The following is a 26,709-nucleotide window of genomic DNA, read 5'->3' on the forward strand; positions in this document are numbered from 1 at the left end:
TTGCTAATGATGCTTCTGGTTCCACCTGTAACGTGTCCGTAATCCGAAGTAACAAAAAAGCCGCGAGCAATGCGCTCACGGCTTGGATTGACGGTGGTTTCGTGCAGGTTACTTTTTCAGCAAAGCAAGGACCTCTTCGGCGTGCCCCTCTGGCTTGACGTTTTCGAAGGTATGAAGCAGCTTGCCTTCGGCATCGATCACATACGTGGTGCGAGCCACCCCTGTGACCTGTTTGCCGTACATCATCTTGGGCTTTACGAGGCCAAACCGGTTGACGATCACCTGATCGGCATCGGCAAGGAGCGTGTAGGGCAGCTCGTACTTGTCCTTGAACTTCTTCTGCGCGCGAGGCGTGTCGCGCGAGATGCCGAGCACAACGACGCCAGCGTCCAGCAGCTTCGCGAAGTGGTCGCGGAAGCCACAGGCCTCGATGGTGCAGCCCGGCGTGTTGGCGCGGGGGTAGAAGAAGAGCACGACCGGCTGGCCGCGGAACTGAGAGAGCGAGGTGGGCGTGCCGTCCTGATCGGGCAGCGTAAAGTCTTCGACGAGGTCGCCAGGTTGCATGGTGTTTCTCCTTACTTGAGTTTGTACGAGTCGCGGGACGGCTACTTCGCGTCACGCCAGTTGGCACCGCGGCCGACCTCGGCGACGATGGGTACGGTAAAGCTCGCGGCGGACTCCATTAGATCTTTGACCAGCACAGAGACCTCTTCCACCTCTGCGTCCGGCACGTCGAAGAGCAGTTCATCATGGACCTGCAGCGTCATGCGTGCCGATAGATTGCGGCGCGCAAGCTCGGCGTCGATGCGGATCATCGCAATCTTGATGAGGTCGGCGGCGGTTCCCTGCAGCGGCGTGTTAACGGCGGTGCGCTCGGCAAAGCCGCGTTGGTTGGGGTTACGCGAGTGGATATCCGGAATGGGACGGACGCGGCCGAAGGCGGTCTTGACCGACTGCGTCTTCCTTGTCTCTTCGATGGTGCGCTGGATGAATGTGGCTACGCCCTTATAGCGATCGAAGTATTTTTCGATGTACTCACGCGCCGTTTTCTGGTCGATGCCCAACTGGGCAGCGAGCCCAAACGGCGAGATGCCGTAGACGATACCGAAGTTGACCGCCTTGGCACGGGCGCGGGTTTCCTTGTCCATCGTTGCAGGGTCGACTTCGAAGACCTCGGCCGCGGTGAGCGTGTGGATGTCCTTGCCGGTGCGGTAGGCGTCGAGCAACAGCGGGTCCTGCGAGAAGTGCGCCATCAGGCGAAGTTCGATCTGCGAGTAGTCCACTGCGAGCAAAGTATTGCCGGGCGAAGGCACAAACGCTGCACGGATCTCACGACCGACTGCGGTGCGGATCGGAATGTTCTGTAGGTTGGGGTTCGTCGAACTGAGGCGGCCCGTGGCGGTGCCTACCTGGTTGAATGTTGTGTGGATGCGCGAGTTCCCATCCGCGAGCAGAGGAAGCTGATCGAGATACGTCGACTTCAGCTTCTGCAACTGGCGATGCTCCAGCACGAACGCAGGCACTTCGTGGTGTTCGGCCAGGTCTTCGAGGATGTCCTGTGCAGTCGAAATGACCTTGCCCTTGCCATACTTCAGCGGCTTCGGCAGCTCCATCTTATTGAAGAGCACGTCGCCAAGCTGCTTGGGAGAATTGATATTGAAGCGATGCCCGGAGCTTGCATAGATGCGCTCCGCAAGATCATCAATCAAGATGCCAAGGCGCGAGCCCATCTCACCGAGTACGCTGAGGTCGACACGAACGCCGACCTGCTCCATGCCAAGAAGTACGGGCACGAGCGGGCGGTCCAACAACTCGTACACATCCGTGAGTGTGGAGTCGGTGCCAAGTTCACTAGCGGTGCTTCCCACTTTTGGAGACGCTGCAGACGACGTCTTCTGTGGCTGGCTGGAGAGCATCTCCGCCGTGAGCGCGCCGCCAAATTCAGGCTTGTCTTCAAGGATCACATGCTCGACGACGCCTTCGCGCATCTGCTCGCTAAGCACGACAGCAAGCTTCGCAATAGCACTTGCGTCTTCTGGAAGACGACGCGGATCGCGTGGGTTGTCCTTCGTCCACTGATGCTTGAGCGAGCGGCTGGTAGAGCGTGCCGCAATGTCAGGAAGCGTGTGCGAGCCGTGCGTTGGATTGAGCAGGTAGCTTTCCAGCATCACGTCGGTGATGTGGCCAGCGAGCGTAATGCCGTGCGGCTCCAGCGCGCGCAGAACAGCCTTGAGGTCATGCACGCGCTTCGGCAGTGTGGCATCTTCGAGCACAGCACGAGCAAGGTCGAGAGGCGCTTCGATCGCGTGCGCCTCCGTTGCAGCGAGGCCAAGATGGCAGGCAACATCCTGCGGCTGCGGTTCGGCAATCTCTTCGACAGGAGCAGCGAAGAGGCTGAGCGTTGTGGGCGCTTCCGGCTCTGCTTCTACGGCTTCGTCAGCAGCATCGGCGCGTACCTCTTCGCTGATGCTTTGCGCTGTTTCGGCAAGCGCGAGCGAGAGACCGCCAGCCTTGCGAGCTTCTTCTACAAGCGAAGCAAGAGCAGCCTCATTTGCGTTCAGCTCGTATGTGGTCTCAACTGCAGCTACGTCGGGTGCGAGATCTTTGAGCATGGTGGTGAACTCAAGCTCAGAGAAGAGTGCTCGGCATGCAGCAGAGTCCACTGGTTTCGTGCGCATCTCGTCGAGAGAGATGTCGATAGGCACGGCGGTGTGGATGGTGACGAGCTCCTTCGACAGCAGGATGTTCTCGCGATTGTTCGCCAGCGACTCGCGGTAGGTCTTGCGCTTCACCAGGTCGGGCGTGTTGACCGCAGCATCCATCGCACCTTCTACAGTGCCGAACTGCTGGATGAGTTCGACGGAGCCTTTGTCACCGATACCCGGAGCGCCGGGCACGTTGTCGATCGCGTCTCCGCGCAACGCCATCACATCGATAACCTTTTCGGGAGGCACGCCAAGCGCCTGCTCCACGCCCGCAGAGTCAAGGACGAGATTGTCCTTCATCGGGTTCAGGATCAGGACGTTCTCGTTGACGAGCTGCATCATATCCTTGTCCGACGAGACGACGTAGACGCGATGTCCAAGCGCAGAGAGCTTGCGCGAGAGTGTGCCGATGACGTCGTCCGCCTCAAAGCCCTCGTAATACACGATGGGGATGCGGAACGCCTCGAGTGCGCGGCGGATGTAGGGTTGCTGCTGGATGAGGTCGGGCGGGGTCTCGGCGCGGTTGGCTTTGTAGCCGCCGTACTCCACCTCTTCAAACTGTTGCGTCTTGATATTGAACTTCTTCACCGCCTGCATCTGCGCGGCGAGCTCATGCCGATGCACAGGCTTGCCCACGTCATAGACCGCGGCCATGTACTCGGGCTTGAAGTCCGCACGCAGCTTGTTGATCATGTTGACGAAGACATAGGTCGCAGCGGTAGGGATACCGGTGCGTGTCGACATCGGGCGTGAGCGCTGCATCGCGTGATACGCGCGGAAGATGAACGCCATCGTGTCAAGCAGGTAAATCGGCGGTTTGGTATTTGTCATTTCAGCCATAGATCGCTCTGCAAGTGTAGATGCTCGGCCTTGCTGCCGTTGTGTGTCGAGAGGCGCGGCGCTAAAGCAGGAGCATACAGTCGCCGTACGAGAAGAACTTGTACCCAGCTTCGACCGCATGGCGATACGCCGCGAGCACGCGCTCGCGTCCGGCAAAAGCGCTGACCAGCATGATCAGTGTGGATTGCGGAAGGTGGAAGTTCGTCAGCAGACCGCCGACGAGTTTGAACTCCACTCCGGGGGAGAGAAAGAGCGCTGTTTCGGAGGAGTGCGGTGCGATCTCGCCGCCTTCAAAGACGCGTGCGCAGTGCTCCAGCGTGCGTGTCGTGGTCGTGCCGACAGCGACGATGCGGCGGCCTTCGCGACGGGCGCGGTTGATCGCCTCTGCGGTTTCAGCAGAGAGGGTATAGGGCTCGGCGTGGAGTTGAATTTCGTCCACGCGCTCGACACGCACCGGCTGAAAGGTTCCGAGGCCGACGTGCAGCGTGATCGTTGCCACCTCGACGCCGCGCTCCTTCAACCGCTCGAGCACAGCATCTGTGAAGTGCAGTCCTGCCGTGGGCGCGGCCGCTGAGCCGCGGGTTTTGGCCGACGAGACAACCGTCTGGTAACGCTCGCGGTCTTCGTCCGTGTTGGGCTCGGATTTGTCGCGGTGGATGTAGGGCGGCAGCGGCAGATGACCAATGCGCTCAAGCGCGAGGTAGAAGTCCTCGACGGGAAGAAAGCGCAGCGTGCGCTCGCCAAACTCGCCTTCGGCGATAACATCCGCCTCCAGTAGAAGCTCGCCGGAAGCATCGCGGAACAGCAACCGCTCACCCGCAGGAACCTTCTTCGCAGGCTTCGCCAGCGCAGACCACTCGTTCTCCCCAGCAAGCTTTGCCGTGAGCAGCACCTCGACGTGGCCGGTGGGGACCTGCGAGCTTTTCTGCGTATGAAGTCCTGCGCGTGTCGCGAATAAACGCGCCGGGATTACGCGAGAGTTGTTCATCACCAGCAGATCGCCGGGCTGCAGCAGATCGGGAAGATCTGCAAAGAGGCGGTCCTGCCATTCGCCTCCCAGCTTCGGCAAGAAGAGCATACGACTAGAGCCACGCACCTCTGGCGGACGCTGTGCGATGGAGCCTTCAGGCAGTTCAAAGTCGAAATCGCTGACAAGCAGGCTCATGCGGCAAGCTCCGTCATGCGAACGGCTTCGTCCATACCAGCCTGCACCTGCGTGAGGAGTGCCGCGTTGTCATCCTCTGCGCTCAACGCAATATGCGCAGGCCAGGCGAACGTGATGCGCGCGAAGGGTTTGGGAATGAGGAAGCGGTCCCAGGAGTTCATGCTCCAGGCGCGGTCAGCGTCGGCGTGGAAACAACCGATCCACGAGGCGTCTGCCAGCTTCGCAAGGTGCACAGGTCCAGGTTTCGCGACGTGCTTCGGGCCTTTGGGACCATCTGCGGTAAAAGCGCAGATGTGACCAGCTCGATAGGCTTCGAGCATCCCCATCAGACCGCCAGCGGCTCCGCGCGAGCTGGAACCACGCACGGCAACGAAGCCGAGACGCTCGACCGTGCGTGCGATGAGTTCTCCATCGAACGACTGCGAGATAAGGATCGCGATGCCGAGGTTGCGGAAGCGGTACGCACACGCCAGCAGCGAGCCGTGCCAGAACGCGAAGACCGTCGGGCCGGGAATGATGTGGCCGTTCGGAGTCGCCTGGGCGTTGAGATCGCGCACGCGCCACGTGCAGCCCAGCAGACGCACAAAAGCAGCGACGAGCGGTGGCACGAGGGCCAGCATCAGTCGCTGCTTTGTGGTGAAGGTACGCACAGTGTTGAGTCTAGCTGTACTTCAGCCAGCGGAGAATCTCTGGCAGGTTTGGCTTCTTGCCGTACATCAGGATGCCGACACGGTAGATGCGGCTCGCGACCCACAGAACAGCGAGGATCGTCACCACCAGCCCGATGATCGAACCGATCACTTCCACCGGCGTCGGATTGCCCACGATGACGCGGGTGTACATGATCAGCGGCGTTGTAAACGGGATGTACGAGAACACCCGCGCGATCGGCCCGTTGGGGTCCGTGATGACCTTGAAGATGACGACCGAGCTGATGATCAGCGGAAGCATCATGATCATCTGCATCTGCTGGAGCTCCTGCTCGGAGTTGTTCATCGCGCCCAGCGCCGCAGCAATCGACGAGTACAACATATAGCCGAGGAGGAAGAACACAACGAAGAGCGCTGCCTGCGGTGCTGTCGGCAAGACATGCAGGTCAAGCCCAGCAACCTGAATCTTGAACGCAGCAAGTGCGATCACCAGCCAGATGCCCACCTGCGTGAGTCCAACTGCACCGACACCAAGCATCTTGCCGGCAAGCATCTCTTCCGGCTGAATCGTCGCGAGCAAGACTTCAAAGATGCGCGAGGTCTTCTCTTCGATGATGGAGCGTGCCACGTTCATGCCATAGAACAGGATGACGAAGTACATCAGGAAGTACATGCCGTAGGCGCTGGCGACAGCCGCATTCGTATGGTCTTCCTTGCCCTTGGGCGAAAGATCGACAGGCTGCATCAGCTCGTTCACCGTGCTCGCGGCCATGCCGTCGTGCGAGAGCTGCTCACGCGTGTAGGCTGCGCGAGCGGCGCTCGCCACGCGGCTGCGCGTCACGATGTCCGACTTCACACGCGGAACCCACTCAAAGCTGGGACGCTGCCCGGCAGCGGTCGGCGTCACCACGAGATAGCCATCAAGCTTCTCGTGCTTGTCCTTCAACTGCGCGTCGAGATGATCACGAACGCCGGGTTCGGCGGGAGAGTGAACATCGATCTGCGGCTTGCCCATATCGGAGTTTGTGAGCTCCGTCTGCAGGTTGTTCGCGAAGACCGTGTCGTCCGTTACGACGGCGAGGTGCGATGCCGAACCGAGGTTGCGGTTCATCATGGCCGCGCCACCGATCAACGCTCCCATGACCACCGGGATGAGGATCGTCATCACCACGAAGCTCTTTGCGCGGACGCGCTCAAGGTACTCGCGGCGAGCGATGAGGAGAATGTTCGAGAGCGAACTAGGCATCGATGCGACCTCCCTGGGCAGCGTATTCGGGGGTGTTCTTCACGGTCTCGATGAAGATGTCTTCCAGCGTCGGCTCGACGACTTCGAAACGCGTAAAGGTCGTGCCCTTGCTCACCGCATGCACCAGCAGGCTCTGTGCCAGCTCCGGCGAGTGCAGCGTGATCTCTGCTATCCCGGCGTAGTTCTTTGCGTCGGCAACAGCGGAATGCTGCAGGAAGGAGTCATCCCCGGTGAAGACGGCCTGCACGCGGTTACGCGGGTAGCGGCCCTTCACTTCCCGCATCGTGCCATCGAGCACCAGCTTGCTTTGGTAGATGATCGCGATCGAGTCACAGAGCTTCTCCACCTGGTCCATGCGGTGCGTGCTGAAGAGCACAGCCTTGCCTTCGCCGCGAAGCTGCACCAGCGTGTCCATCAGCAACTGCGCGTTCACAGGGTCGAGGCCGCTGAAGGGCTCGTCCATGATGACGAGTTCCGGGTCATGCAGCAGCGCCGCGATGAACTGGATCTTCTGCTGCATGCCCTTGGAAAGCTCTTCGACCTTCTTGGGCATCGCTTCAGTAATTTCCATGCGCTCGCACCAGGTGCGGGCGCGTTTTTCAGCCGTCGCGGCGTCCAGCCCGTGGAGCTGGCCCATGAAGACGAGTTGCTCAACGACGTTCATCTTCTTGTAGAGCCCGCGCTCTTCCGGCAGGTAGCCGACGCGCTTCAGCAGATCGCGCGAGAACGGCTTACCGAAAAGCTTCACCGTTCCGCTGTCTGGAACGGTCATGCCGATCATCATGCGGATGGAACTGGTCTTACCCGAGCCGTTCGGGCCGAGGAGGCCGAACATCGTGCCGGGTTCAATGGAGAGCGAAAGCCCTTCCACCGCTACCTTCTTGTCATACACCTTGCGAATATTCTGGAGTTCAACAATAGCCATGGCTTCTTACCAGTCTACTCGCCAGCGGCATTCCCGAAAATCGCCCTCACCGGAACCACAATTTAGTGCCCTGTTTGCCTGCGGTAAAGACTTACAAAAAAATGTGAATACAAATAGGAACGCTCATGTTCTCCTAGTTAGAAGCAGAGCAGGGCGCCGTCATATTCGGCGTGGACGAGCAGAGGGGACAAACTTTCCGCGTGGTCGCGACCAACTCCAACTCAACAGACCCAGGCCAAATCTATGAAATTGGACGCCTGGCAGCACTTGAACGAACAGAACTCCTCGATACGGAACCCGAACCTGAGTTCAACGAACTGGTAGAGATTGCCGCTGCCATCTGCGGTGCCTCCATGTGTGTGATTTCGCTGGTAGACGAAAAGCGCCAGTGGTTCAAGGCCGCCTTCGGCATGGACACCAGGGAAACTGAGCGCGAAATCAGCTTCTGCCAGTACACCATTCAGCAGGATGGCTTATTCAAAGTCACCGATGCGACGCAGGACCCGCGTTTTGTGGACAATCCGCTCGTTACCGGAGAGATGCATCTACGCTTTTACGCCGGTTTTCCAGTGTCGAGCCCTGACGGCTTTCCGCTCGGCAGCCTCTGCGTTCTCGACAAAACACCACACGACCTGACGGACGCGCAGCAAACAGCCCTGCACACCCTGGCAAGACAGGTGAACGCCCGCATCGAGCTGCGTATGCAGCGACGAGCCTTGCAACGCGCCCTGAGCGCGGTCACCGAAGCGCACACCAAGGCGGAGGCTTCTGACCGCCGATTCAAGGCCTTCATCAACTCGGGGCCCTTCTTCTCCTTTCTGAAAGACCGCGAAGGCAGGCTGCTCTTTTATAACCAGAAGTTTGCCGACCGCTTTCACATTGGCCCTACCGACTGGCTTGGCGTCGGCAACGACGCACGGCACCCGGAGGAGCTGGCCGCTGCCGTTCGCGACCACGATCTTCAGGTGCTGACATCGGGATGCTCCAAAGTTTTCCTCGAAGAGAGCCTGAACGAGGATGGCTCCACGTCTTACTGGCGCTCCTACAAGTTCCCTTGCCCCGACGAGGACGGCGAGCAGATGCTCGGAGTTGTTACGGTCGAGGTGACCGAAGAGCTCCGCCGCACGGCCGAGTTGGAACGCTCACGCAACGAACTTGAGGCCGCCAACCGCCTGCTGCGCGAACTGGCAACGACAGATTCGCTCACCGGCTTGCCCAATCGCCGGGTCTTCGATGAGCGCCTGCAGTTTGAGTACGCTACTGCCCGCCGCAAAAAGCGCAATCTTTCTGTGCTGATGGTGGACGTCGACAACTTCAAGATGCGCAACGACACCTATGGGCACGACCACGGCGACCAGATACTGCGTCAGCTGGCAAAGTGCCTGCGCAACGCTGCGCGCGAGGGCGACCTGCCCGCACGTTTTGGCGGAGAAGAGTTCTGTTATCTGCTGCCCGAATGCGATGAGCAGCAGGCACTCATCATGTGCAAACGTATCGCCGAACTATTGCGCGCAGAGACGTGGGAGCACGGCACCATCACAGTCAGTATCGGAGCCGCAGGGCTGGAGCCAGCAACGCCAAATGCACAGCGGCTTGTGACCCTGGCGGATGAGGCTCTGTACGCTGCAAAGCGTGCAGGAAAGAACCGTGCCGTCGGCTATCGCACGTACTACCAGCAGATGCTCGAAGAGCTGAGCGCACGCACGCCGCGCCGGTAACTACTTCTTGTGCGGTATCGTTGGCGCAGAGCAGTCGTAGCGATCCGGAACGGCGCAGCTTCGGCGCTCCATCGCGCAGGCGCGGGGCTTCTGCTTCAGATCGCGACCAACGAAGTGTGCGTAGAGGCAGCGACGCTCGCTGCCCTGATCGTCTCCAGGCAGAGCAATCGACTTCTGCATCCACTCATCGGCCAGCTTGATTTCGCCCAGGTGCATATAGGCCCAGCCAAGATTCCAGGTGTCGATCGTATCTTTAGGGGCGAGCTCCGCCGCCCGTTTGGTGTACGGGAGCCCCTGCGACCATAATCCCTGAATGTTGTACATTGTGCCGATATTGCCGATAACTTCGTGCGAATCGGGAAAGTGCTTGTCGAGCACAGCGAGCAGCTTCAGCGCCTCTTTCGCATCGCCGGAGGCACCGATCTGCGCGGTATAACGCAGCCAGTCAGGGAGATAATCCGGCGAGGGTAGCTTGGTTAACGTGTCGTCCAGCGCGGCAGTCAGCGCGGCATCGCGACCGCTTAAACCCAGCACGAAGAGGCGCCCTTTGTGCAGGGAGATATCCGCAGGAGCAAGCGCAAGGCCGCGGTTGAGATGCGCGAGAGCCTTGTCAATAGCCTGAGGGCTGAACCCAGGACCAACGCTCGCAGCATCCACTCCGCTGCCTTTGACGGACGCTTGTCGGCCACGCGCCAGCTCAACGTTGGCGAGACACTTCTCGGCCTCGACCTGCTGCGCGTGTGTGCCGGACTTCTCCCAGCCGCTGCAAAGTTTCTCGGCGCCAGCAAGGTCTTTCTTGTCCGAAAGCGCGTGCCACGCCTTGGCTTCAGGAGTGGCTGCAACCTGCGCAAGAGCCAGAGGTGCCGACAAGGCAACGAAACATACAGCAGCAGCGTGAGCGAGGACCGGGAACTTCATCTCGACCAAGCCTATGCGATCATGGCGTAAAAGCAAACGGCGCACCCCGAAGGATGCGCCGTTTGCCATGCTGCGAAAGCTTAGGCCTGGGGCTCTTCGCCGCCGCCCTGCTGCTCGAGCTGCTTCTGGATGGCTTCCTGGCGGCGCTGGCGAGCCTGCTCGCGCTTCTCAGCCTTCTCGGAAAGCTCCTTCTCGGCATCGAGCAACTCGATGTACGCCGTCTCTGCTGCGTCACCCTTACGAACGCCGCTCTTGACGATGCGCGAGTAGCCGCCGTTACGCTCTGCGTAGCGCGGAGATACGATAGCGAACAAACGATCCACGGCATCCGGGGTCATGAGGTATGCGAGGGCCTGACGACGGGCGTGAACGCTGCCGTTCTTACCCAGCGTGATCATCTTCTCGACCAGAGGACGCGATGCCTTGGCCTTGATCAGCGTGGTCTCCACACGGTCGTGGAGGATGATGGAGGTGACAAGATTGCGCAGAAGTGCGCGACGGTGAGAGGTATTACGGCCGAGTTTAAACCCGCCTTTACGATGACGCATGGAGATCTCCTTCGACTCGGCTAATGCCGTAAGTCGGCTTGCGAGGGTTTAGGGTGCAGGGGGTAGGGTGTAGAACCCCGTCCTCACCAATTCAAAGTTTGCGAAGCATCGCAGAAAGCATTCTGCTGACTTCGTCCGATAGTGACTCCACCCGTTGCAACGCAGTTAACTCGCAGTATCCGAGTTCATTCGCGATAACAAGTTGAGTCTGCAATTCAAGCAGAGAACCACGGGCAATACCGAGAAACTGTCGATACTCTCCGCGTGCTCCGCGACCGTAACCTTCCGCGATATTGCTGGCAATTGAGACAGACGCCCGTCGCATCTGCGACGTAAGCCCATACATCTCTTCTTTCGGGAATTCGGCGGTAAGTTTGTATACCGCCAAGCTCAACTCGATCGAACGTTGCCAGACAATCAGTTCACGAAATGACTCAGCCATGAACAACTCCAAAGTGTGTAGGAAGTGGATTTTGGCTACAGCCTAAACCCTCCCCCCTACACCCTTGGCCACTACTAGAAGTTTTCCGACTCAGGCAAAACGAAATCGTCTTCGTCCTCATCTTCTTCGTCATCGAACGCGCCATAGCTGGCTGCGAGCGTTGCCGCAGGAAGAACCGAGGTCGGGCCCGGGACCGGGTTGCCGTTTTCGTCAATCTTCATGCCGAGCGAGAGACCCATCTGAGCAAGGATTTCCTTGATCTCGTTCAGGCTCTTGCGGCCGAAGTTCTTCGTCTTCAGCATCTCGGCTTCGGTCTTCTGAATCAGCTCACCGATCGTCGAGATGTTTGCGTTCTTCAGGCAGTTGTAGCTGCGAACCGAAAGCTCAAGCTCTTCCACCGAACGGTTCAGGTTCTCGTTGCGAACCTGGGGACCGTCGTGGCCGTCGGACGATCCAGCTTCCATCTCTTCTTCGAAGTTGATGAAGATGGTCATGTGATCCTTCATCAGCTTGGCCGAGAGGCCGAGAGCGTCAGCAGGAAGCACAGTGCCGTTGGTCCAGATTTCGATCGTGAGCTTGTCGTAGTCGGTGATCTGACCAAGACGAGCCGCTTCAACCAGGTAGTTCACCTTGCGGACGGGCGAGTGAACGCTGTCCACCGGGATGAAACCGATGCCGAGATCGCTATCGAAGTTCTTGTCTGCCGAGATGTAGCCACGGCCGCGCTTCAAGCGCATTTCCATGTCGATACGGCCGCCTTCGCTCACCGTGCAGATGTAGACGTTCGGGTCGAGAATCTCGACGTCCGAATCAGCCTCAATCATGCCCGAGGTAACGACGCCAGCCTGATCGGCGTGGAGATAGAGGGCCTTGGGGCCTTCGCCGTTGAGCTTGAACGGAATCTGCTTCAGGTTCAGGATGATGTCGGTCGCGTCTTCAACAACGCCCGAGATCGCCTGGAACTCGTGCAGAACGCCTTCGATGCGGACTGCGGTAACAGCGGCACCTTCGATAGACGAAAGCAGCGTGCGACGCAGAGCATTGCCGACTGTGGTGCCGAAACCGCGCTCAAAAGGCTGCGCGGAAAACTTGCCATAGTTGTTGGTCAGTGTTTCCTGTTCAACAGCGAGACGCTTGGGCTTCTGAAAACCTCTCCAAAGCATGGGTCGTTCCTTTCTTCCTGCCGTCGCGAAGCATTCTGCGATGGTTCAGGGGTGAAGCTCAGGGTTCAGGGCTAAGAAGCAGCCCCAGAAAAACTTTTGGAACCAGGTTCAGAACCCGGGTCAGAGGCGTTTGCCTTCTGAACCCTGGCCCTGAACCCCGGCCCCTATTACTTGCTGTACAGTTCGACGATCTGCTGCTCGTTGACCGGCAGCTGAATGTCTTCGCGCTTCGGCAGAGCAACAACCTTGCCCGAAAGACCGTCTGCAGCGAACTCGATCCAGCTGACCTTGATCTGGCCCGAGAGGAACTCACGAGCACCGCCGAGGATGCCCATTTCCTTGGACTTCTCACGGATCTGGATGGTATCGCCGACCTTGCACTGGAAGCTCGGAATGTTAACCTTCTTGCCGTTCACAAGTACGTGACCGTGACGAACAACCTGACGAGCCTGGCGGCGCGAGATCGCGAAACCGAGGCGGTACGCAACGTTGTCCAGACGGGTCTCGAGCTGCTGGAGCAGGAGTTCGCCGGTAACACCGTGGCGGGTCGAAGCGTTCTCGTAGTACGCGCGGAACTGGGTCTCGAGCGTGAAGTAGATGCGCTTTGCCTTCTGCTTCTCACGAAGCTGCAGACCGTAGCCAACAACCTTCTTCACCTTCTTGGACTGACCATGCTGTCCCGGGGGGAAGTTACGCTTCTCTACCGGGCACTTCTCGGTAAAGCACTTCGGTCCCTTGAGGAACAACTTCACGCCATCGCGGCGGCACATACGGCAAACGGGTCCTGTATAACGAGCCATTGACTTTTCTCTCCAATTACTTCTGTGGTCGATCGTTTTACGGGCTGGCTTGCCCTTCGTCACGATCCAAAATTAGGTTTCAGGGCCAAGGGCCCTGGGTCTAGCAAACGGGTCGAGGCCCAGAGCTAGAGAGTAGTTGGCGGTTGCCTTCTAAACCCTGAACCCTGGACCCTAAACCCTGTACTTATACGCGGCGACGCTTCGGCGGACGGCAGCCGTTGTGCGGCATCGGCGTCACGTCGCGGATCGAACGAACGTCGATACCTGCAGCGGCGAGCGCACGGATGGCCGACTCACGACCCGAGCCGGGGCCCGAGACGCGAACGTCAACAGCGCGGAGACCGTGGTCGCGAGCAGCGTTTGCAGCGTTTACTGCAGCCTGCTGTGCCGCGAACGGGGTGCCCTTACGCGAACCGCGGAAGCCGAGCGAACCCGAGCTCTTCCACGACAGCGTGTTGCCCTGCTGGTCGGTGATCGTCACGATCGTGTTGTTGAACGAAGCCTGGATGAAAACGAGACCAAATGGAACGTTTTTCCGCTCGCGCTTCTTAAACTTCTTGCCCTTGCCAGCCTTAGCGCCGGCACTCTTCTGCTGTGTCTTTGCCATGGCTTACTTGGTCACTTTCTTCTTGCCAGCAACGGTGCCCTTACGCGGGCCCTTGCGGGTACGAGCGTTGGTGTGGGTGCGCTGACCGCGAACCGGGAGGCTGCGGCGATGGCGGAGACCACGATAAGACTGAATCTCGATCAGGCGCTTGATGTTGAGGCTGATTTCCTTACGGAGATCGCCTTCAATGCCGCCTTCCTGCTCGATAACTGCACGGATCTTGTTGAGCTGGTCTTCATCCAGCGTATTCATCTTGACGAGCGGATCGATGCCGGCCTTCTCCAGAATGCGGAGAGCGCGCGGCGCGCCGATGCCATAGATGTACTGAAGAGCGATACGGGCCTGCTTGTTAGGGGGCAGGTCGACGCCGGCAATACGTGCCATGGGGTGCCTTTCGGTTGAGCTCAGGAGCTACGTCCATCGAGCGGGGTTCAATGTTGAAACGGCTGACAGATTTCTCTGCCTCCTCCGGGTTCATCGCACTCCTTGACAGCGGAGAACTCGCCCGGTGGGGCCGCAGTAGTCGCCGGGGCGATTAGCCCTGGCGCTGCTTGTGCTTGGCGTTCTCGCAGATGACGCGAACGACACCCTTGCGGTGAATCACCTTGCACTTGTCGCAGATTGCCTTTACAGACGCACGGACCTTCATGATTCCTCTTCCTTACGGTGAAGCTGTTCTGGGTTGACCGACCGTTTACTTGTAGCGGTAAACGATGCGGCCGCGGCTCAGGTCATACGGGCTCAGCTCAATAGCCACGCGATCGCCGGTGAGAATGCGGATGAAGTTCTTACGCATACGCCCTGAGACGTGCGCAAGAACCTGATGCTTGTTCTCGAGCTCGACCTTGAACAACGCGTTCGGCAAGATGTCGACCACCGTTGCCATTACCTCAATTGCATCTTCCTTCGACAAACGCTCTCCTCTGACCGGGCGTTTGGGCCCTGTCAATCTTCGTGCCAGTACTACCTGTTTCGTGGGCTTCTCTTGGCTCCGTCAGCCCCGAACAGGGCACACAGAGACGGCGGAAGGTTCACGCACCATCTCCAAGTCTACACCAGAACGGAGTTTTCCGGGGTATTCGCCACTTTTTCTGCTTACGGTACCCGTAATGCCGAAGATACTGGGTCAAAAGCCTAAGAAAACCGAGGACGATCAGCCCGAACCTCTGCTACAGTCCCTGCCATGCAGACCCTTTGTCGAGCTCTACTGCTACTCTCTGCCCTGCTTGCGCCTGGCGCGGCCCTTGCGGAAAAGATCCATACCGTCGCCCTCGGCGCACCGAGACGCGTGCCGTATACGCCACCCGAGGCCACGCCGGAGACGAAAGGCGAGGACGCTACCACCCTCCGCATCCGCCCGCTGGTGGTCGACGGCAAGGTGAAGGAGTGGACCGTTGGCGAGATGCATGAGGTCACCGACCGCACCTTTGTCATCCGTCGCGCGCTGCACCTGAACGATGCCTTGCCGAACGAGGCTGCACGCTGGACGTGGCAGCCCGGGCCGTGGCTGACCGTCGACCGCACCTCGGGTCGCGTCACCGCGCTGCACCTGCCGGACTTCGACGCACAACTCTCGCACGTGGTGTGGTTTCGCGACTATGCAGCGTACTGCGGCCTGCATGTGCTGGTGAAGTCCACCAGCCTCACCGCCATCGTTGTCGAACTCGGCGCGCGGCGCGCAGCCGTCTCGCAGAAGATCTCCGCGTGGCCGATCGATCCTCTTCCCCACCCTGCCTGTGCCGCAACGACGTGGCAGCGCACGCCCATGCGGGCAACCTTCCATCCAGCCAACCACGCGGAGATGACCTTCTCCATCACCGGGAGTACCTCGTTGATTGAAGACGACGAGGAGTGACGAAGAGAACCGAGGAAATAGGAAGAGCGAGGAGGTGCGGCTTTGTCGGGCAACCCTGCTGAGCGACGAACGCACGGCGGCGCGCAACTTTCACCATTCACCTGCCTGCGCCGCCTCGCCCCGTAACTAACTCGACACCTTTCTGCGTGAGAAGTCCACAGGTTGTAACTGTTGACAAAGTAGTATCGTGGACGAAGCGCCAGTGAGCCCGGCCGTGATATTGCATCCAGCCGATTCCGCCTTGCGCGCAAGCCCCGAAAGGACACAATTTCTATTATGTGGAAACCGAACCAGCCCGGCTCGACCCCTGCAACCCCTGAACCTCAGCGCCCGGCTCCCCCCGTTTCCGGTGGCGCTCCTGGCTTCGAGCCCGCGCGTCCCACGGCACCGACGTCCACCCCGGTTTCGGCTGCTGCCGGCGACCAGGCCACGATCGGCAAGAGCCTGATCGTGAAGGGTGAAGTCTCGGGCTCCGAGTCGCTCTACATCGACGGTAAGGTCGAAGGCGCGATCAACCTACCCGGCAACCGCGTGACCATCGGCCGCAACGGCCAGGTCGCAGCGAACATTGCTGCTCGCGAGATCGTTGTGCTCGGCAAGGTGCGTGGCAACTGCCAGGCAGCCGACCGTATCGACATCCGCGCGGAAGGCTCGCTGACCGGCGACGTGATTGCAGCGCGTATCTCGATCGAAGACGGCGCGTTCTTCAAGGGCGGCATCGACATCCGCAAGCCGGGTGCTGGCGAACAGCCCAAGCCGACCGAAACCCCGGCAGAAACCCCCGCCAGCTAAACGGCAGGGTGTAGACACCAGAGTGTAAAGCGTAGAAATATGCCAGACACAAGAAGGGCCGCTCCCAACGGAGCGGCCCTTCTGCTTTTTCTCTATGCTCTACGGTCTAGCTCGGTACGCTCACCCGGAGCGCTCTCTTGAGCTCGTTGATGCGATTGAAGTGGAACTGGAAGTACGTGACGCCGAAGAAGAACGTCATCACACCGCCCAGGCGCAAGCCAATCGGCTCCGGCCCGTTGAAGTGCTTCAGCAACTCTGCGCGGAACATGAAGCGAGTCAGCAGGAAGAGCACAAACGACAGCGTTCCCAGCACCGGGTGCGGAGCCACATAGACGTTCGTTCCAAAGATGTTGTGGTGAACGCTATGGAAGATCGACGGCGCGCGCAGCAGGAACACCACGGCATTGATCAGGTAGAGATAGATCGAGACGCAGGTGCGGTCGATGCGCCGCAGCCAGGCCGACTGCACCACTCCCCAGACCACCGTGAATAGCCCACCGGTAACAATCGACAGCAGCAGCACAGCCCACCACGGAAAATCCGGCGGATCAGGAAACAACTGCGGCAGCCCACCGGGGTACGGCGCGGGCGGTACCTGCCCGGTCAGAGGAGCCTCCGGGAAAAGCTCCGAGACGGGCAGCCAGTCCTCTGTGCCCTGCGCCTGGGCCAGGTCCGTCGGCAGAACGTTGCCGGTGGCGAGGTAGCGACGCACGTCATCCTCGGTATAGGGGCCGTACATCTGTCCGTTGCGTGCAATGCGAAAGAGCATCGTGCTTTCCTCGTCTATAGTTCTTTACGTTCCGATGCGCCTTGCGGTTCCAACGTTTGATCTGGTGTTTACTCTTGCGCCGCAGCTTCCAGCACCGCGATATCGAGCTTCTCCATCTCCATCATGGCGGCCATCGCCTTGGGATGCTTGATGACTTCGCCAATATTCTTCGGCACTATCTGCCAGCTTAGCCCAAAGGGATCAGTGATCCACCCACACGCCATCACCTTTCCACCCGCAGCCAGAATCTTCTCCCAGTAGCCGTCAATCTCTTCCTGCGTCTCGCAGGTCACGCTAAACGAGAACGCTGGCGTCAACGCATACCCCGGTCCACCGTTGAGAAACACGACCTGCTGGCCTTCGAGCTCAAGAGTGATCGTGGCAAGCTTGCCCTCAGGCCACGGCCCTATGCCCGACGACCGCAGTTCACTGATCTTCTTCGTGCGAGCAAACAGCCCGAGATAAAACTCCGCTGCTTCTTCCGCATTGTCGTTGAACCAGAGAAACGGTGTGACCTTGTTCATCGCAAGCCTCCTGACACGCGAATACTACCTCATCGCAGCGGCATCCACACAAATGTGCCTACAGCACACGTAGTGGAGGATCCGCTGGACGATATGCCCTGCTATACGTAATGAGTAGGCGACCTTCCTATATGGCGACTACTCCTCCAGAGCAATCAACAGTCCTTCCCCTGCCTCCAGCGTCACCTCGCCATCAACGTCCGCACCCGTGCCGTCGAGCAGCGTCGTCACCAGTACCTTGCCCTTCGCGCAGTGCACCGTGGCAATCTCACTACCGAGGTTCAGCAGAACCTGAAAGTCTGCGGCGTCGCCGTTCTCAGGCGTCGTGCGCTTGAACCGCAGGACGCTTCCCTCCGCGTGAACGTCCGTGATGCCGCCTGCATGAAGCGTGTCAAACGTACGCCGATAGTGCAGCAGCGTGCGATACAGCGTGAAGATCGACTTCAGGTCCTTCGACTGCACCGCCGCATTCTTCGTCTCGAACTCTCGTTCTATCGGCAGCCACGGCTTCACGTCCGGGAAGGTAAAGCCCGCGTTCTCCGCCGGGATCCACAACATCGGCGAACGCTCCGGATCGCGTCCGCGACCCTTGCCAGGCTCATTCTTCTCGGCCGGATCCTGCACCTGGTTTGGCGTAATCGGCACATCTTCCATGCCGAGTTCGTCGCCGTAGTACATCGTCGGCGTGCCACGCAGCGTCAACAGCAGCATCGCTGCTGCGCGCGTCTGCTGCTTGCCGATACGCGTTGCCAGACGCGACTGATCGTGGTTCCCCAGCACATAGTTCGGCCACGCTCCATCGGGCAGCAGACGCTCGTAATCGGTGATGATCTGCGCAACAGCAGCAGCCTCCCAGCGCGTCTGGATCAGGTGGAAGTTGAACGGCAGGTTCGCGCCGTTTAGCTGCGGCACACCCGGCTCGCTCAGCGCCCCCTTCTTCTCCGTCCCGTAGTACTCGATCAACTCAGCGAGCGGCAGATAAATCTCACCGATCAACACACGATTCGACTCGCCTTCCAGGTTCTTCTTCTCCGGCGTCAGCGTATCGCCGTAAGTGTCGAGAAGCGTCCGCATCTCCGCAACGATCATGAGCGTCTCGGCCTGATTGGCGGTGAAGACCGGCAGCGTCGCCGCATGGTCATGCATGTCGCCGTGGAACTCAGGGTTCGGCGGATTGTTACGGAAGTACTGGTCCTTGATTAGCAGCCACAGCACATCCATGCGGAAGCCATCGACGCCGCGATCGAGCCAGAACTGCATCGCCTCATACATCGCCGCGCGAACCTGCGGGTTACGCCAGTTCAAGTCCGGTTGCTGCTTCAAAAACGAGTGCAGATAGAACTGCTCCGTGCGCTCATCCCACTCCCACGCCGAGCCGCCGAACTGCGATGTCCAGTTGTTTGGCAGACGCTCGCGCGCAGGCTTGAAATCATCCCCTGCCGGAGGCGCATCGTGCCAGATGTACCAGTCGCGCTTCGGACTTTCGCGCGACGAACGCGACTCCAGAAACCACGCATGCAGGTCCGACGTATGGTTCGGCACAAAGTCCAGAACGACGCGCAGACCGCGCTTGTGCGCCTCAGCCAGCAGCTCGTCAAAGTCAGCCAACGAGCCAAAGAGCGGATCGACGTCTGTGTAATCCGCCACGTCGTAGCCGAAATCCGCCATCGGCGACGGGTAGAAGGGCGAGATCCACAGCGTGTCTACGCCCAGCGAACGGAAGTAGTCGAGCCGCGCGATGATGCCGCGCAGATCGCCGACGCCATCACCATTCGTATCTTGAAAGGAACGCGGATACACCTGGTAGACCACACCGGTCTGCCACCACTGCGAGGGCTTGAAGTCACTGGACGCCATACTGCTCTGATGCTCCCACGTCCCATGGCGGTGCAGCAAGCGGCGGCGTAACATCGGGAGCATGAGCGCTCCTGCCCTCGCCCTTCCACCCGCCACCCTCGACGAGCTTCTGCTCGAAGCCGAACGCGCCCACGGCCACCTCTGCGCCGGGCAGATCCTCGGTGTGCGCATGGCGATGCTTGCCCTGCGCGAGCTTGGCGTCGGCGACCCGCGCCAACGCACTCTCGCTGACGGCACGCTGAACCCCGATCGCAAGCGCCTCGTCGTCTTCGTCGAAATCGACCGCTGCGCGACCGACGCTATCGGCGTCGTGACCGCAGCCCGCGTGGGCAAACGCGCGCTGAAGCTGCGCGACTGGGGCAAGATGGCCGCAACCTTCATCGACCTGGAAGCGAAGCTCGACGGCGACGACTATAAGGCGATCCGCGTCGTTGCGAAGGAAAGCTCCAAGGCCCGCGCGAAGGAGCTCTATCCTGAGCTTGAAAAGAACGCGCAGCAAATGAAGTCTTACCGCGAGATGCTCGACACCGACCTCTTCACCACGGATTGGGTGCGCGTCGCGCTGCCGCCGAGCGAGTTCCCGGGTTTCAAAGGAGAGCGTGTCGTCTGCGCAAACTGCGGCGAAGGCGTGAACTTCGACCGCTGGACCGAATGCGACGGCGAGCGCCTCTGCTTCTCCTGTGCCTACACCACGCTGCGCTACTACCGGCCGCTCTAAGCGATGCGACAATAGCCAGCGTGATCGAAGCTCCTCCCATACCGACGAACGAAACACCCCCACTCCCGGGCTTCGACCACCGCACCTACGCGCTTCATGAACACCTCGACGGCCCCTGCACCTACGCGGACTACCGCAAGGCCATGCTCGACATGGCAAGGCTCAACCGGTTTACCCGCGCACATAGGCCCTTCCTGCAGCTGATCGCCGAGGTCGTGGCAAAGACCGGCGTCAGCCACACTCCGCTCGCTATCCTCGACATTGGCTGCGGGCAAGGTGCGCTCCTTCGCATCGTTCGTCGCTGGGCAGCAACAAGAAGCCTTCCGTTGCGTCTCACCGGCATCGACCTGCACCCCTACGCTGCGCGCCTCGCTGCCGAGTGCAACAGCAAGGAGCACCTTCCTCCCGGCACACTTCATCACGAAACAGCCGATGCGCTCGCCACGGCTATCGACGCCGACATCATTTTCTGCTCGCTCATGGCGCACCACCTCACGGACGACGACGTTCTCCGCCTGCTCCACCAATGCAACCGCGCTCGCCACGCCTGGATGATCAGCGACCTCCGACGTTCCCAACGCGCCGCAAAGCTTTTCGTCCTGCTCGCCCGGCTGCTGCGGCTACATCGCTTCGTCGTCGAAGACGGTGACATCTCGTTCCGCCGCGCATACTCACTCGAAGAGTGGAAACAGCTCGTCACCCGCGCCAATATCCGCGCCGAAGTCATTGATGTCGGCAGCGGACGCGTACTGATACGAAAGCAGAATGTAGAGGGGTAGAGCCTTGTCGCGCCTGAAGCGTCTTTCTACGCTCGACACTCTTCCCATCTACTCCCTGCTCTTCACGAAGCTGTAGCGCATCCCTGCGCGCACCATGCGCGGTGACGCCAGCGTCAACGACGGCGTTCTGCCTGCTTCGATCGAGCGGTCCAGCAGGTTTTGCGCTCCGGCATAGACCGACAGCCCGTGCCACAGCTTGCGATCTGTCTGCAGATCAAACCGCGCATAGGGATGCAGCACCAGCGTATTCAGAGCATCGTCATACATCTGCCCCTGATAGCTCGCGATCAAGTGCAACGCGGCCACCTTCGGCACCGCATAATTCGCCGTCGCCGTCACCGACTGCCGCGCCACCTCGGGGATCCACTTGCCCAACAGGTTCGGCTGCGCGGCCGAGTCGCTGCGGAACGCAGTCACCGTCGCAAACGCAAGCTGGTACCCAAAGCCCACATCGAAGCCATGCCGCGTCACGCTCTGCCCTTCCAGCATCATGCCGCGTGAACGGATCTGCCCCAGGTTTTGACGCTGCAACGTCTGCGCCGATCCGCTCTGCGACAACAGCACCGCTGAGATCGGTCGGTTTACCTCCGTCCAGAAGTACGTCGCACGCACGCGTCCCAGCGAGGCCCGCGCATACTCGCCGCCAAGCTCAAAGCCCGTTGCCCGCTCGGCCAGCAGCGAGTTGTTCGCCAGCGTCGTCTGCTGACCAACCTGCCCCGTGCGGTACAGCTCGTTGAACGTCGGGCCGCGAAACGCGCGGAACGCCGTGGCACTCAGCGAGATACCATGCCCCAACCCACGCACGACACCCACACGAGGACTCGACACCAGCTCATCAATCTCCGGCTCCTTCGTGTGCGCGCTGCCGTTCGTCGAAACGCCGTCAAAGGTTCTGAAGCTATCCACACGCACCGATGCCGACACCGACCACTGCTTCCATCGCCAAATGCCGTCCACATAGCCGCCGATCGCACGCTGTCGCGCCGAGATCGCCGTTGTCGTGCCGATCACCCCGCTGCTGACCGGCGTCTCTCCATCGGTCGAGCGGTCATCGCGAAGATCAAATCCCATCGCTACGGAAACGTTCTTCACCACCTCGCGTGATGCCTGCAGCACCAGCCCCAACTCATCCGTAGGCACCCGCTGCAGCTTCGTCAGACTCTCCGAGTTGCGATCGCTCGCGATGCTCGAAAAGCTTTGCCGATAACCTTCGCGCGCACCGTACAAACGCACCGCCGCCGTGTTCTTCTCATGCGCCCAATCACCACCTGCGACATAGCGCCACAGACGCGTCGCATTCGTCTGCAACAACGTCCCGTTGCCGCGCGACTCGTTCAGCATATTGCCCCGCAGAAAGACGCTCACGTCCGGCAACAACGCGCCTGACCGAAGCTCCACGCGGGCCGCCTCACTTTGCACATTTGACTGCGAGTCCACCGCCCCACGCACCGACGGCGCTGTCGGCACATACCCTGCCGTCGACAACACGCTCAAAGAACCAAGCCCTGAAAACCTGCGCCCGCCGCCGGCAATCAACGCATCGCCAAGACCCGACGACTGCTGCGCGCCGCCGGCGTTTGCCGCAAACGTGAACGCAGGCGTCGAAGGCGCAACGATCGGCACCACATCCATCACGCCGCCAATCGCTGACGAGCCGTACAGGTTCGCACTTCCGCCGCGCACTACATCCACTTCGCGAATCGCCAACGCGGGCACTTCGTTCCAGTGCACCCAACCACCAAAGGGATCGTTTAGCGCGGTCTGATCGCTCACTACCAGCGTGCGGCTCGCGGCGGTCGACCCAAGCCCGCGCAGGCTCACACCCTGCGACGTCGGGTTCGCCGACCATGAACTCGTTCGCCGAAATAACTGGAAGCCCGCCACAGCATGAAGCGCATCATCCAGCGTCAACCCTGGCGTCTGCTGCAACTGCTTCTGCGTTAACACCGCCACCGTCGTCGCTGCGTCAGAGACATTCGCCAGTCCTCGGTCCGTGGCCGTTACCGTAACGCTCTCCTTCACCACCGGCTTCTCCGGCGTCTGCGCACAAGCGACTATCGGCATCACCCCTAGCGCAATCGCTGCACCAAACTTCACACCCACCAACCTCTCACACCGTCACTACTCATAAGACGCGCGCATCGTCCTCGAAGCTGCGGAGCTACCGCTCATTTCGTTTTTGTCTTTACGTGGCGAAGCTTAGCGGCCTTAGCGCCGTGCCATCTTCTTTGCTGCATTCAGCCGCAAAAAGGGCGCAGCCGAAGCCGCGCCCTTTCCGTACATCGTCAACAGCTAGGCCTTCTGACCAGCCTCGATCGCCGCCCCCACACGCAGCATCGTCGCTTCATTGAAGTGCTTCGCCAGCACCTGCACACCGATCGGCAGACCCGCCGACGTGTAGCCTGCCGGAACGCTCATGCCGCAGATACCCGCCAGCGACGCCGCCACCGAGTAGATGTCCTCGAGGTACATCTTCAGCGGATCATCCGTCTTCTCGCCCAGCTTGAACGCAGGCGTCGGGGTCACGGGGCACACAATCGCATCAACCGTCTCGAACGCCGAGAGGAAGTCGCGAGCCAGCAGCGTACGCACCTGCTGCGCCTTGCGATAGTACGCGTCATAGTAGCCCGCCGAAAGCACGTACGTGCCCAGCAGGATGCGGCGCTTCACCTCTGCGCCAAAGCCCTCATCGCGCGAGTGCTGATACATCGACGCCAGCGTGTTCGCCTCTGCGGCACGCAGCCCAAAGCGCACACCATCGAAGCGCGAAAGGTTGGAGCTCGCCTCCGCCGTCGCCAGAACGTAGTACGTCGGTACGGCGTACTTCGTGTGCGGGAGCGCAACGGTTTCGACCGTGCATCCCGCAACTCGCAGATCGTCCAGCGACTTCTCAATCGCCGCGCGAATCTCCGGATCAAGACCTTCGCCGAAGTACTCGGCAGGAACGCCAACCTTCAGCCCGCTCACCGGCTTCGCCAACTCTGCGCTGTAATCCACCACCGGCTGCTCGGACGCGGTCGCATCCTTGCCATCCGGCCCGGCCAGCACGCCCAGCATCGTAGCGGCGTCCGCCACCGAACGCGTAAACGGGCCCACGCGATCCAGCGACGAAGCAAACGCAATCAAACCGAAACGCGAGTACGCGGCCGTACGTCGGCAACACACCGACCACATCGCAAAACGCCGCAGGCTGGCGGATCGAGCCGCCTGTGTCCGTACCCAGCGAAGCCACGCACAACCCGGCAGCGACAGCCGCAGCCGAGCCACCCGACGAGCCACCCGGAACACGGTCCAGAGCCTTCGGATTCTTCACCGGGCCGTACGCCGAGTTCTCATTCGACGAGCCCATCGCGAACTCATCGCAGTTCAGCTTGCCCAGCAACACTGCGCCAGCAGCTTCGAGCTTCGACACAACCGTCGCGTCATACGGCGGATGGTAGCCCTTCAAAATCTTCGACGACGCCGTCGCAGGCGCGCCCACCATCGTCAGCACATCTTTTACGCCGATCGGCACACCGGCCAGCGGGCCGAGTGCTTCGCCTGCCTTGGCAGCAGCGTCGATCTTCTCCGCCTGCGCGAAGGCGCGCTCTTTGGTCAGAGCAAGATACGTGTTCAGGCCATCGTTCTCACGCGGGTCAATGGCGGCGATGCGCTCATAATGCTGCTCCGCAAGCGCGCGCGCAGAAATAGTTCCGGCAGCTACGCGTTCGCGAGCCGCAGAGAGCGACAGTGTTTCGAGTTCGGTATGAGGTCCGTTCATCAGAGGAAACTTTGCTCGTGGCCAGTAGGCCTGGGGAAGTTGCGGCAGAGCCGCGTTATCAATCGAAGCCGTCGAGAGCGCCTAGCGCTCAATCACCTTCGGAACCTTAAAGAAGCGGCCATCGCTCTCCGGGGCCTCGGCCATCACCGCAGCGCGGTCTACCGAAGGCTTCACCGCATCGACACGCAGCGTTTCGCCATGCGTTGCGGGTGCCAGGCCGAGCACCTCACTGGCCTGCGCCATTGCGGGCACACCCGTTACGTCCAGTTCGTTCAGCTCGGCAATGTAGCCCAGCACCGCGTTCAAATCCTTTGCCATGCGAGGCAGTTCTTCGGCCGTCAGCTCCACGTTGGCAAGCTGCGCCACATGGCGCACTTCTTCCAGCGATACCGCGCCGCTGCTGCTCGACTCAATGCTCGATTCACTCATCGTTATCTTTATCCTTGGGCCCGCAGCCCGGCTCACCGGACGCGACGCGCCTCTTCGAAGTGTATCCCGGCCACCTTCACTCCCGCGACCCGGCCCAGGTCCTTGGCCAGTTGCGAACGCCTGTCCAGAAACTCGGTAAACCACTGCGCCGTGTCCACCCGCACGTGCAGCACGCTCTCCGCGTCCAGGCGCATCACCTCGCCATGTGCGGCCAGCGCGGCGCCGCAGACCACCTGCCACGCCGCCACCAGCCTGTCTTCTTCCGCAAGATCGCGCAGGCTCTTCGCCAGCGAATCGCGCAGCACGTCACGCATTCGGTTCAGGCTCATCGCAACACCTTCATCGCCTGCTCCACCGTCACGGCCATAGCCGCCGCCTCCGGCACATGGGCCAGCACAAACTCTCGATAGCGCGCCAGAAATAGCGGAGTCGCAAAGCTTTCCGCCCACGCTCGCGCCGCAGAAGGCGCAAACACTGGCTCGCCTTCGGCTTCCCAGCGCAGAATCGCCTCGGCCACGGACTCAGGGGTCTGCTCGCCAAAGTACGTGCCGGTCTCCGGAGCCTTTACCGTCTCCAGCGACCCGCCCGCACCGTACGCGATCACCGGCCGCCCACAAGCCTGCGCCTCCAGCGGAATCATCCCGAAGTCTTCATCTGCTGCAAACAATAGCGCCCGGCAACGCGCAAACTCGCCCCAAAGCTCCGCCGTCGGCAGCTCGCCCAGAAACTCAATCTGGCTATCGCCCGCGGCCAGCGCTTTCAGCTTTTCCAGCTCCGGTCCGGCACCCGCCACACGCAGCTTGCGGCCGAGCTTGCGGCACGCCTCGATCAGCAACTCCGTCCGTTTGTAGGAAACCAGCCGCCCCGCGCACAGATACGCTTCCCCGACCGGCGCATCCAGCGTCAGCGGCGCTCGGTGGAGATCAATCGGGGGATGAATTACCTCGCTCGGCTTGTCATAGCAGCGCGCAATGCGATCGGCCACGTACGCCGAGTTGGCCAGAAACCACGTCACCCGCTGGGCCGCTCTGTGGTCCCAGCGACGCACCCGAGGAGCCGTCAGCGTAAACGCCGCACCGGTCACCGTGCCCATGGCGGCCCGGTACTGCGCAAAACCGTCCCACAGATAGCGCATCGGTGAGTGGCAGTAGCAGATATGACGCGCTCCCGCGTCCAGCCGAACGCCTTTTACGGGGCCAGAGTCCGACGACAGAACCAGATCGAAGCCGCGCAGGTCCAGCGACTCCGCAGCCTGCGGATACAGTGGCAGAAAATGCCTGTGATTCGTTCTAGCCAGGGGCAGTTTCTGCAGAAAGGAAGTATGCAGCTTACGCCCGGCAAAGCTCTCCGGCGTTCCCGCCGGTCCGGCTACCAGGGTAAAAATCTCCGCCGAAGGAAAGAGCGCAGCAATGCACTCCGCGACGCGCTCTCCGCCGCCCCGCGTGACAAACCAGTGATGAACTACGGCAATCCGCACAGGGTTCAGAGTACGCGAAAGG

Annotated in this window: 27 protein-coding genes and 1 pseudogene; 5 read left to right on the forward strand and 23 right to left on the reverse strand. The window is 60.6% G+C overall.

The features are described from left to right. Positions 1–108: 108 nt before the first annotated feature. From bcp to PW792_14790, 6 genes are all read right to left on the reverse strand, one after another. Positions 109–564 (reverse strand): thioredoxin-dependent thiol peroxidase, encoded by a 456-nt coding sequence (gene bcp, locus PW792_14765; GenBank protein ID MDE1163183.1) that lies wholly within the window; start codon positions 562–564, stop codon positions 109–111. A 41-nt stretch (positions 565–605) separates the two neighbouring features. Beyond that, on the reverse strand, positions 606–3,545 hold the full coding sequence (gene polA / locus PW792_14770) for a DNA polymerase I (protein ID MDE1163184.1): 2,940 nt from the start codon (positions 3,543–3,545) through the stop codon (positions 606–608). A 61-nt stretch (positions 3,546–3,606) separates the two neighbouring features. Further along, positions 3,607–4,704, reverse strand: a complete 1,098-nt coding sequence (queA, locus tag PW792_14775; GenBank protein ID MDE1163185.1) for a tRNA preQ1(34) S-adenosylmethionine ribosyltransferase-isomerase QueA — start codon at positions 4,702–4,704, stop codon at positions 3,607–3,609. A 2-nt stretch (positions 4,705–4,706) separates the two neighbouring features. After that, the gene (locus PW792_14780) at positions 4,707–5,330 is read right to left on the reverse strand and encodes a lysophospholipid acyltransferase family protein (GenBank protein ID MDE1163186.1); all 624 of its coding nucleotides are present in this window, start codon (positions 5,328–5,330) and stop codon (positions 4,707–4,709) included. Between the two features lie 40 nt (positions 5,331–5,370). Further along, on the reverse strand, positions 5,371–6,606 hold the full coding sequence (locus PW792_14785; protein ID MDE1163187.1) for an ABC transporter permease: 1,236 nt from the start codon (positions 6,604–6,606) through the stop codon (positions 5,371–5,373). Continuing rightward, a complete protein-coding gene (locus PW792_14790; protein MDE1163188.1) occupies positions 6,599–7,531 on the reverse strand; it encodes an ATP-binding cassette domain-containing protein in 933 nt (310 codons plus the stop codon). The genes PW792_14785 and PW792_14790 overlap by 8 nt, the downstream gene beginning before the upstream one ends. A gap of 170 nt (positions 7,532–7,701) precedes the next feature. Between PW792_14790 and PW792_14795 the strand changes: the two genes are divergently transcribed. Next, positions 7,702–9,249: a diguanylate cyclase gene (locus PW792_14795; protein ID MDE1163189.1), complete on the forward strand. Its 1,548-nt coding sequence runs from the start codon at positions 7,702–7,704 to the stop codon at positions 9,247–9,249. On the opposite strand, the gene PW792_14800 is transcribed toward PW792_14795, so the two are convergent. The 9 genes from PW792_14800 to infA all read right to left on the reverse strand — a co-directional run bounded on the left by PW792_14800 (position 9,250) and on the right by infA (position 14,640). Then, on the reverse strand, positions 9,250–10,167 hold the full coding sequence (locus tag PW792_14800; protein ID MDE1163190.1) for a hypothetical protein: 918 nt from the start codon (positions 10,165–10,167) through the stop codon (positions 9,250–9,252). A gap of 80 nt (positions 10,168–10,247) precedes the next feature. Further along, the gene (gene rplQ, locus PW792_14805) at positions 10,248–10,715 is read right to left on the reverse strand and encodes a 50S ribosomal protein L17 (GenBank protein MDE1163191.1); all 468 of its coding nucleotides are present in this window, start codon (positions 10,713–10,715) and stop codon (positions 10,248–10,250) included. Between the two features lie 91 nt (positions 10,716–10,806). Beyond that, entirely contained in the window at positions 10,807–11,157 is a 351-nt protein-coding gene (locus PW792_14810; GenBank protein ID MDE1163192.1) for a four helix bundle protein, read from the reverse strand. 74 nt (positions 11,158–11,231) lie between these two features. Then, the gene (locus PW792_14815; GenBank protein MDE1163193.1) at positions 11,232–12,320 is read right to left on the reverse strand and encodes a DNA-directed RNA polymerase subunit alpha; all 1,089 of its coding nucleotides are present in this window, start codon (positions 12,318–12,320) and stop codon (positions 11,232–11,234) included. 167 nt (positions 12,321–12,487) lie between these two features. Further along, positions 12,488–13,120 (reverse strand): 30S ribosomal protein S4, encoded by a 633-nt coding sequence (rpsD, locus tag PW792_14820; GenBank protein MDE1163194.1) that lies wholly within the window; start codon positions 13,118–13,120, stop codon positions 12,488–12,490. 184 nt (positions 13,121–13,304) lie between these two features. After that, on the reverse strand, positions 13,305–13,727 hold the full coding sequence (gene rpsK, locus PW792_14825) for a 30S ribosomal protein S11 (GenBank protein ID MDE1163195.1): 423 nt from the start codon (positions 13,725–13,727) through the stop codon (positions 13,305–13,307). A 3-nt stretch (positions 13,728–13,730) separates the two neighbouring features. Beyond that, complete coding sequence (rpsM, locus tag PW792_14830; protein MDE1163196.1) at positions 13,731–14,111, reverse strand: 30S ribosomal protein S13; 381 nt, start codon at positions 14,109–14,111, stop codon at positions 13,731–13,733. A 151-nt stretch (positions 14,112–14,262) separates the two neighbouring features. Beyond that, positions 14,263–14,376, reverse strand: a complete 114-nt coding sequence (gene rpmJ / locus PW792_14835; GenBank protein MDE1163197.1) for a 50S ribosomal protein L36 — start codon at positions 14,374–14,376, stop codon at positions 14,263–14,265. Positions 14,377–14,421: 45 nt separating this feature from the next. Continuing rightward, complete coding sequence (gene infA, locus PW792_14840; GenBank protein ID MDE1163198.1) at positions 14,422–14,640, reverse strand: translation initiation factor IF-1; 219 nt, start codon at positions 14,638–14,640, stop codon at positions 14,422–14,424. Positions 14,641–14,910: 270 nt separating this feature from the next. Here infA and PW792_14845 point away from each other — a divergent pair, with 270 nt between their 5' ends. Together PW792_14845 and PW792_14850 are read left to right on the forward strand one after the other, a co-directional pair. Beyond that, positions 14,911–15,582 (forward strand): hypothetical protein, encoded by a 672-nt coding sequence (locus PW792_14845; protein ID MDE1163199.1) that lies wholly within the window; start codon positions 14,911–14,913, stop codon positions 15,580–15,582. Positions 15,583–15,858: 276 nt separating this feature from the next. Further along, positions 15,859–16,374, forward strand: a complete 516-nt coding sequence (locus PW792_14850; GenBank protein ID MDE1163200.1) for a polymer-forming cytoskeletal protein — start codon at positions 15,859–15,861, stop codon at positions 16,372–16,374. 106 nt (positions 16,375–16,480) lie between these two features. Here the strand turns inward: PW792_14850 and PW792_14855 are convergent, their stop codons facing one another. From PW792_14855 to PW792_14865, 3 genes are all read right to left on the reverse strand, one after another. Further along, on the reverse strand, positions 16,481–17,143 hold the full coding sequence (locus PW792_14855) for a DUF4339 domain-containing protein (protein MDE1163201.1): 663 nt from the start codon (positions 17,141–17,143) through the stop codon (positions 16,481–16,483). 68 nt (positions 17,144–17,211) lie between these two features. After that, a complete protein-coding gene (locus PW792_14860) occupies positions 17,212–17,667 on the reverse strand; it encodes a VOC family protein (protein MDE1163202.1) in 456 nt (151 codons plus the stop codon). A gap of 138 nt (positions 17,668–17,805) precedes the next feature. Continuing rightward, positions 17,806–19,587 carry an alpha-amylase family glycosyl hydrolase gene (locus PW792_14865; protein MDE1163203.1) on the reverse strand — a complete coding sequence of 594 codons (1,782 nt, stop codon included), beginning with the start codon at positions 19,585–19,587 and terminating at the stop codon, positions 17,806–17,808. Between PW792_14865 and PW792_14870 the strand changes: the two genes are divergently transcribed. Both PW792_14870 and PW792_14875 read left to right on the forward strand, forming a co-directional pair. Further along, a complete protein-coding gene (locus PW792_14870; protein ID MDE1163204.1) occupies positions 19,586–20,242 on the forward strand; it encodes an FmdE family protein in 657 nt (218 codons plus the stop codon). The genes PW792_14865 and PW792_14870 overlap by 2 nt on opposite strands. Positions 20,243–20,262: 20 nt before the next feature. Then, on the forward strand, positions 20,263–21,021 hold the full coding sequence (locus PW792_14875) for a methyltransferase domain-containing protein (protein MDE1163205.1): 759 nt from the start codon (positions 20,263–20,265) through the stop codon (positions 21,019–21,021). 48 nt (positions 21,022–21,069) lie between these two features. Here PW792_14875 and PW792_14880 read toward each other — a convergent pair whose 3' ends face one another. The 5 genes and pseudogenes from PW792_14880 to PW792_14900 form a co-directional block, all read right to left on the reverse strand. Next, the gene (locus tag PW792_14880) at positions 21,070–23,118 is read right to left on the reverse strand and encodes a TonB-dependent receptor (protein ID MDE1163206.1); all 2,049 of its coding nucleotides are present in this window, start codon (positions 23,116–23,118) and stop codon (positions 21,070–21,072) included. Between the two features lie 195 nt (positions 23,119–23,313). Continuing rightward, positions 23,314–24,781, reverse strand: a pseudogene (gatA, locus tag PW792_14885) (Asp-tRNA(Asn)/Glu-tRNA(Gln) amidotransferase subunit GatA). Positions 24,782–24,862: 81 nt separating this feature from the next. Next, positions 24,863–25,210 carry an Asp-tRNA(Asn)/Glu-tRNA(Gln) amidotransferase subunit GatC gene (gene gatC / locus PW792_14890; GenBank protein MDE1163207.1) on the reverse strand — a complete coding sequence of 116 codons (348 nt, stop codon included), beginning with the start codon at positions 25,208–25,210 and terminating at the stop codon, positions 24,863–24,865. 32 nt (positions 25,211–25,242) lie between these two features. Then, on the reverse strand, positions 25,243–25,539 hold the full coding sequence (locus PW792_14895) for a DciA family protein (protein MDE1163208.1): 297 nt from the start codon (positions 25,537–25,539) through the stop codon (positions 25,243–25,245). After that, positions 25,536–26,687 (reverse strand): glycosyltransferase, encoded by a 1,152-nt coding sequence (locus tag PW792_14900; protein ID MDE1163209.1) that lies wholly within the window; start codon positions 26,685–26,687, stop codon positions 25,536–25,538. Before PW792_14900 ends, PW792_14895 begins: the two co-directional genes overlap by 4 nt. Positions 26,688–26,709 lie beyond the last annotated feature (22 nt).

This window comes from Acidobacteriaceae bacterium (genome assembly GCA_028283655.1).
Taxonomy (GTDB): domain Bacteria; phylum Acidobacteriota; class Terriglobia; order Terriglobales; family Acidobacteriaceae; genus Granulicella.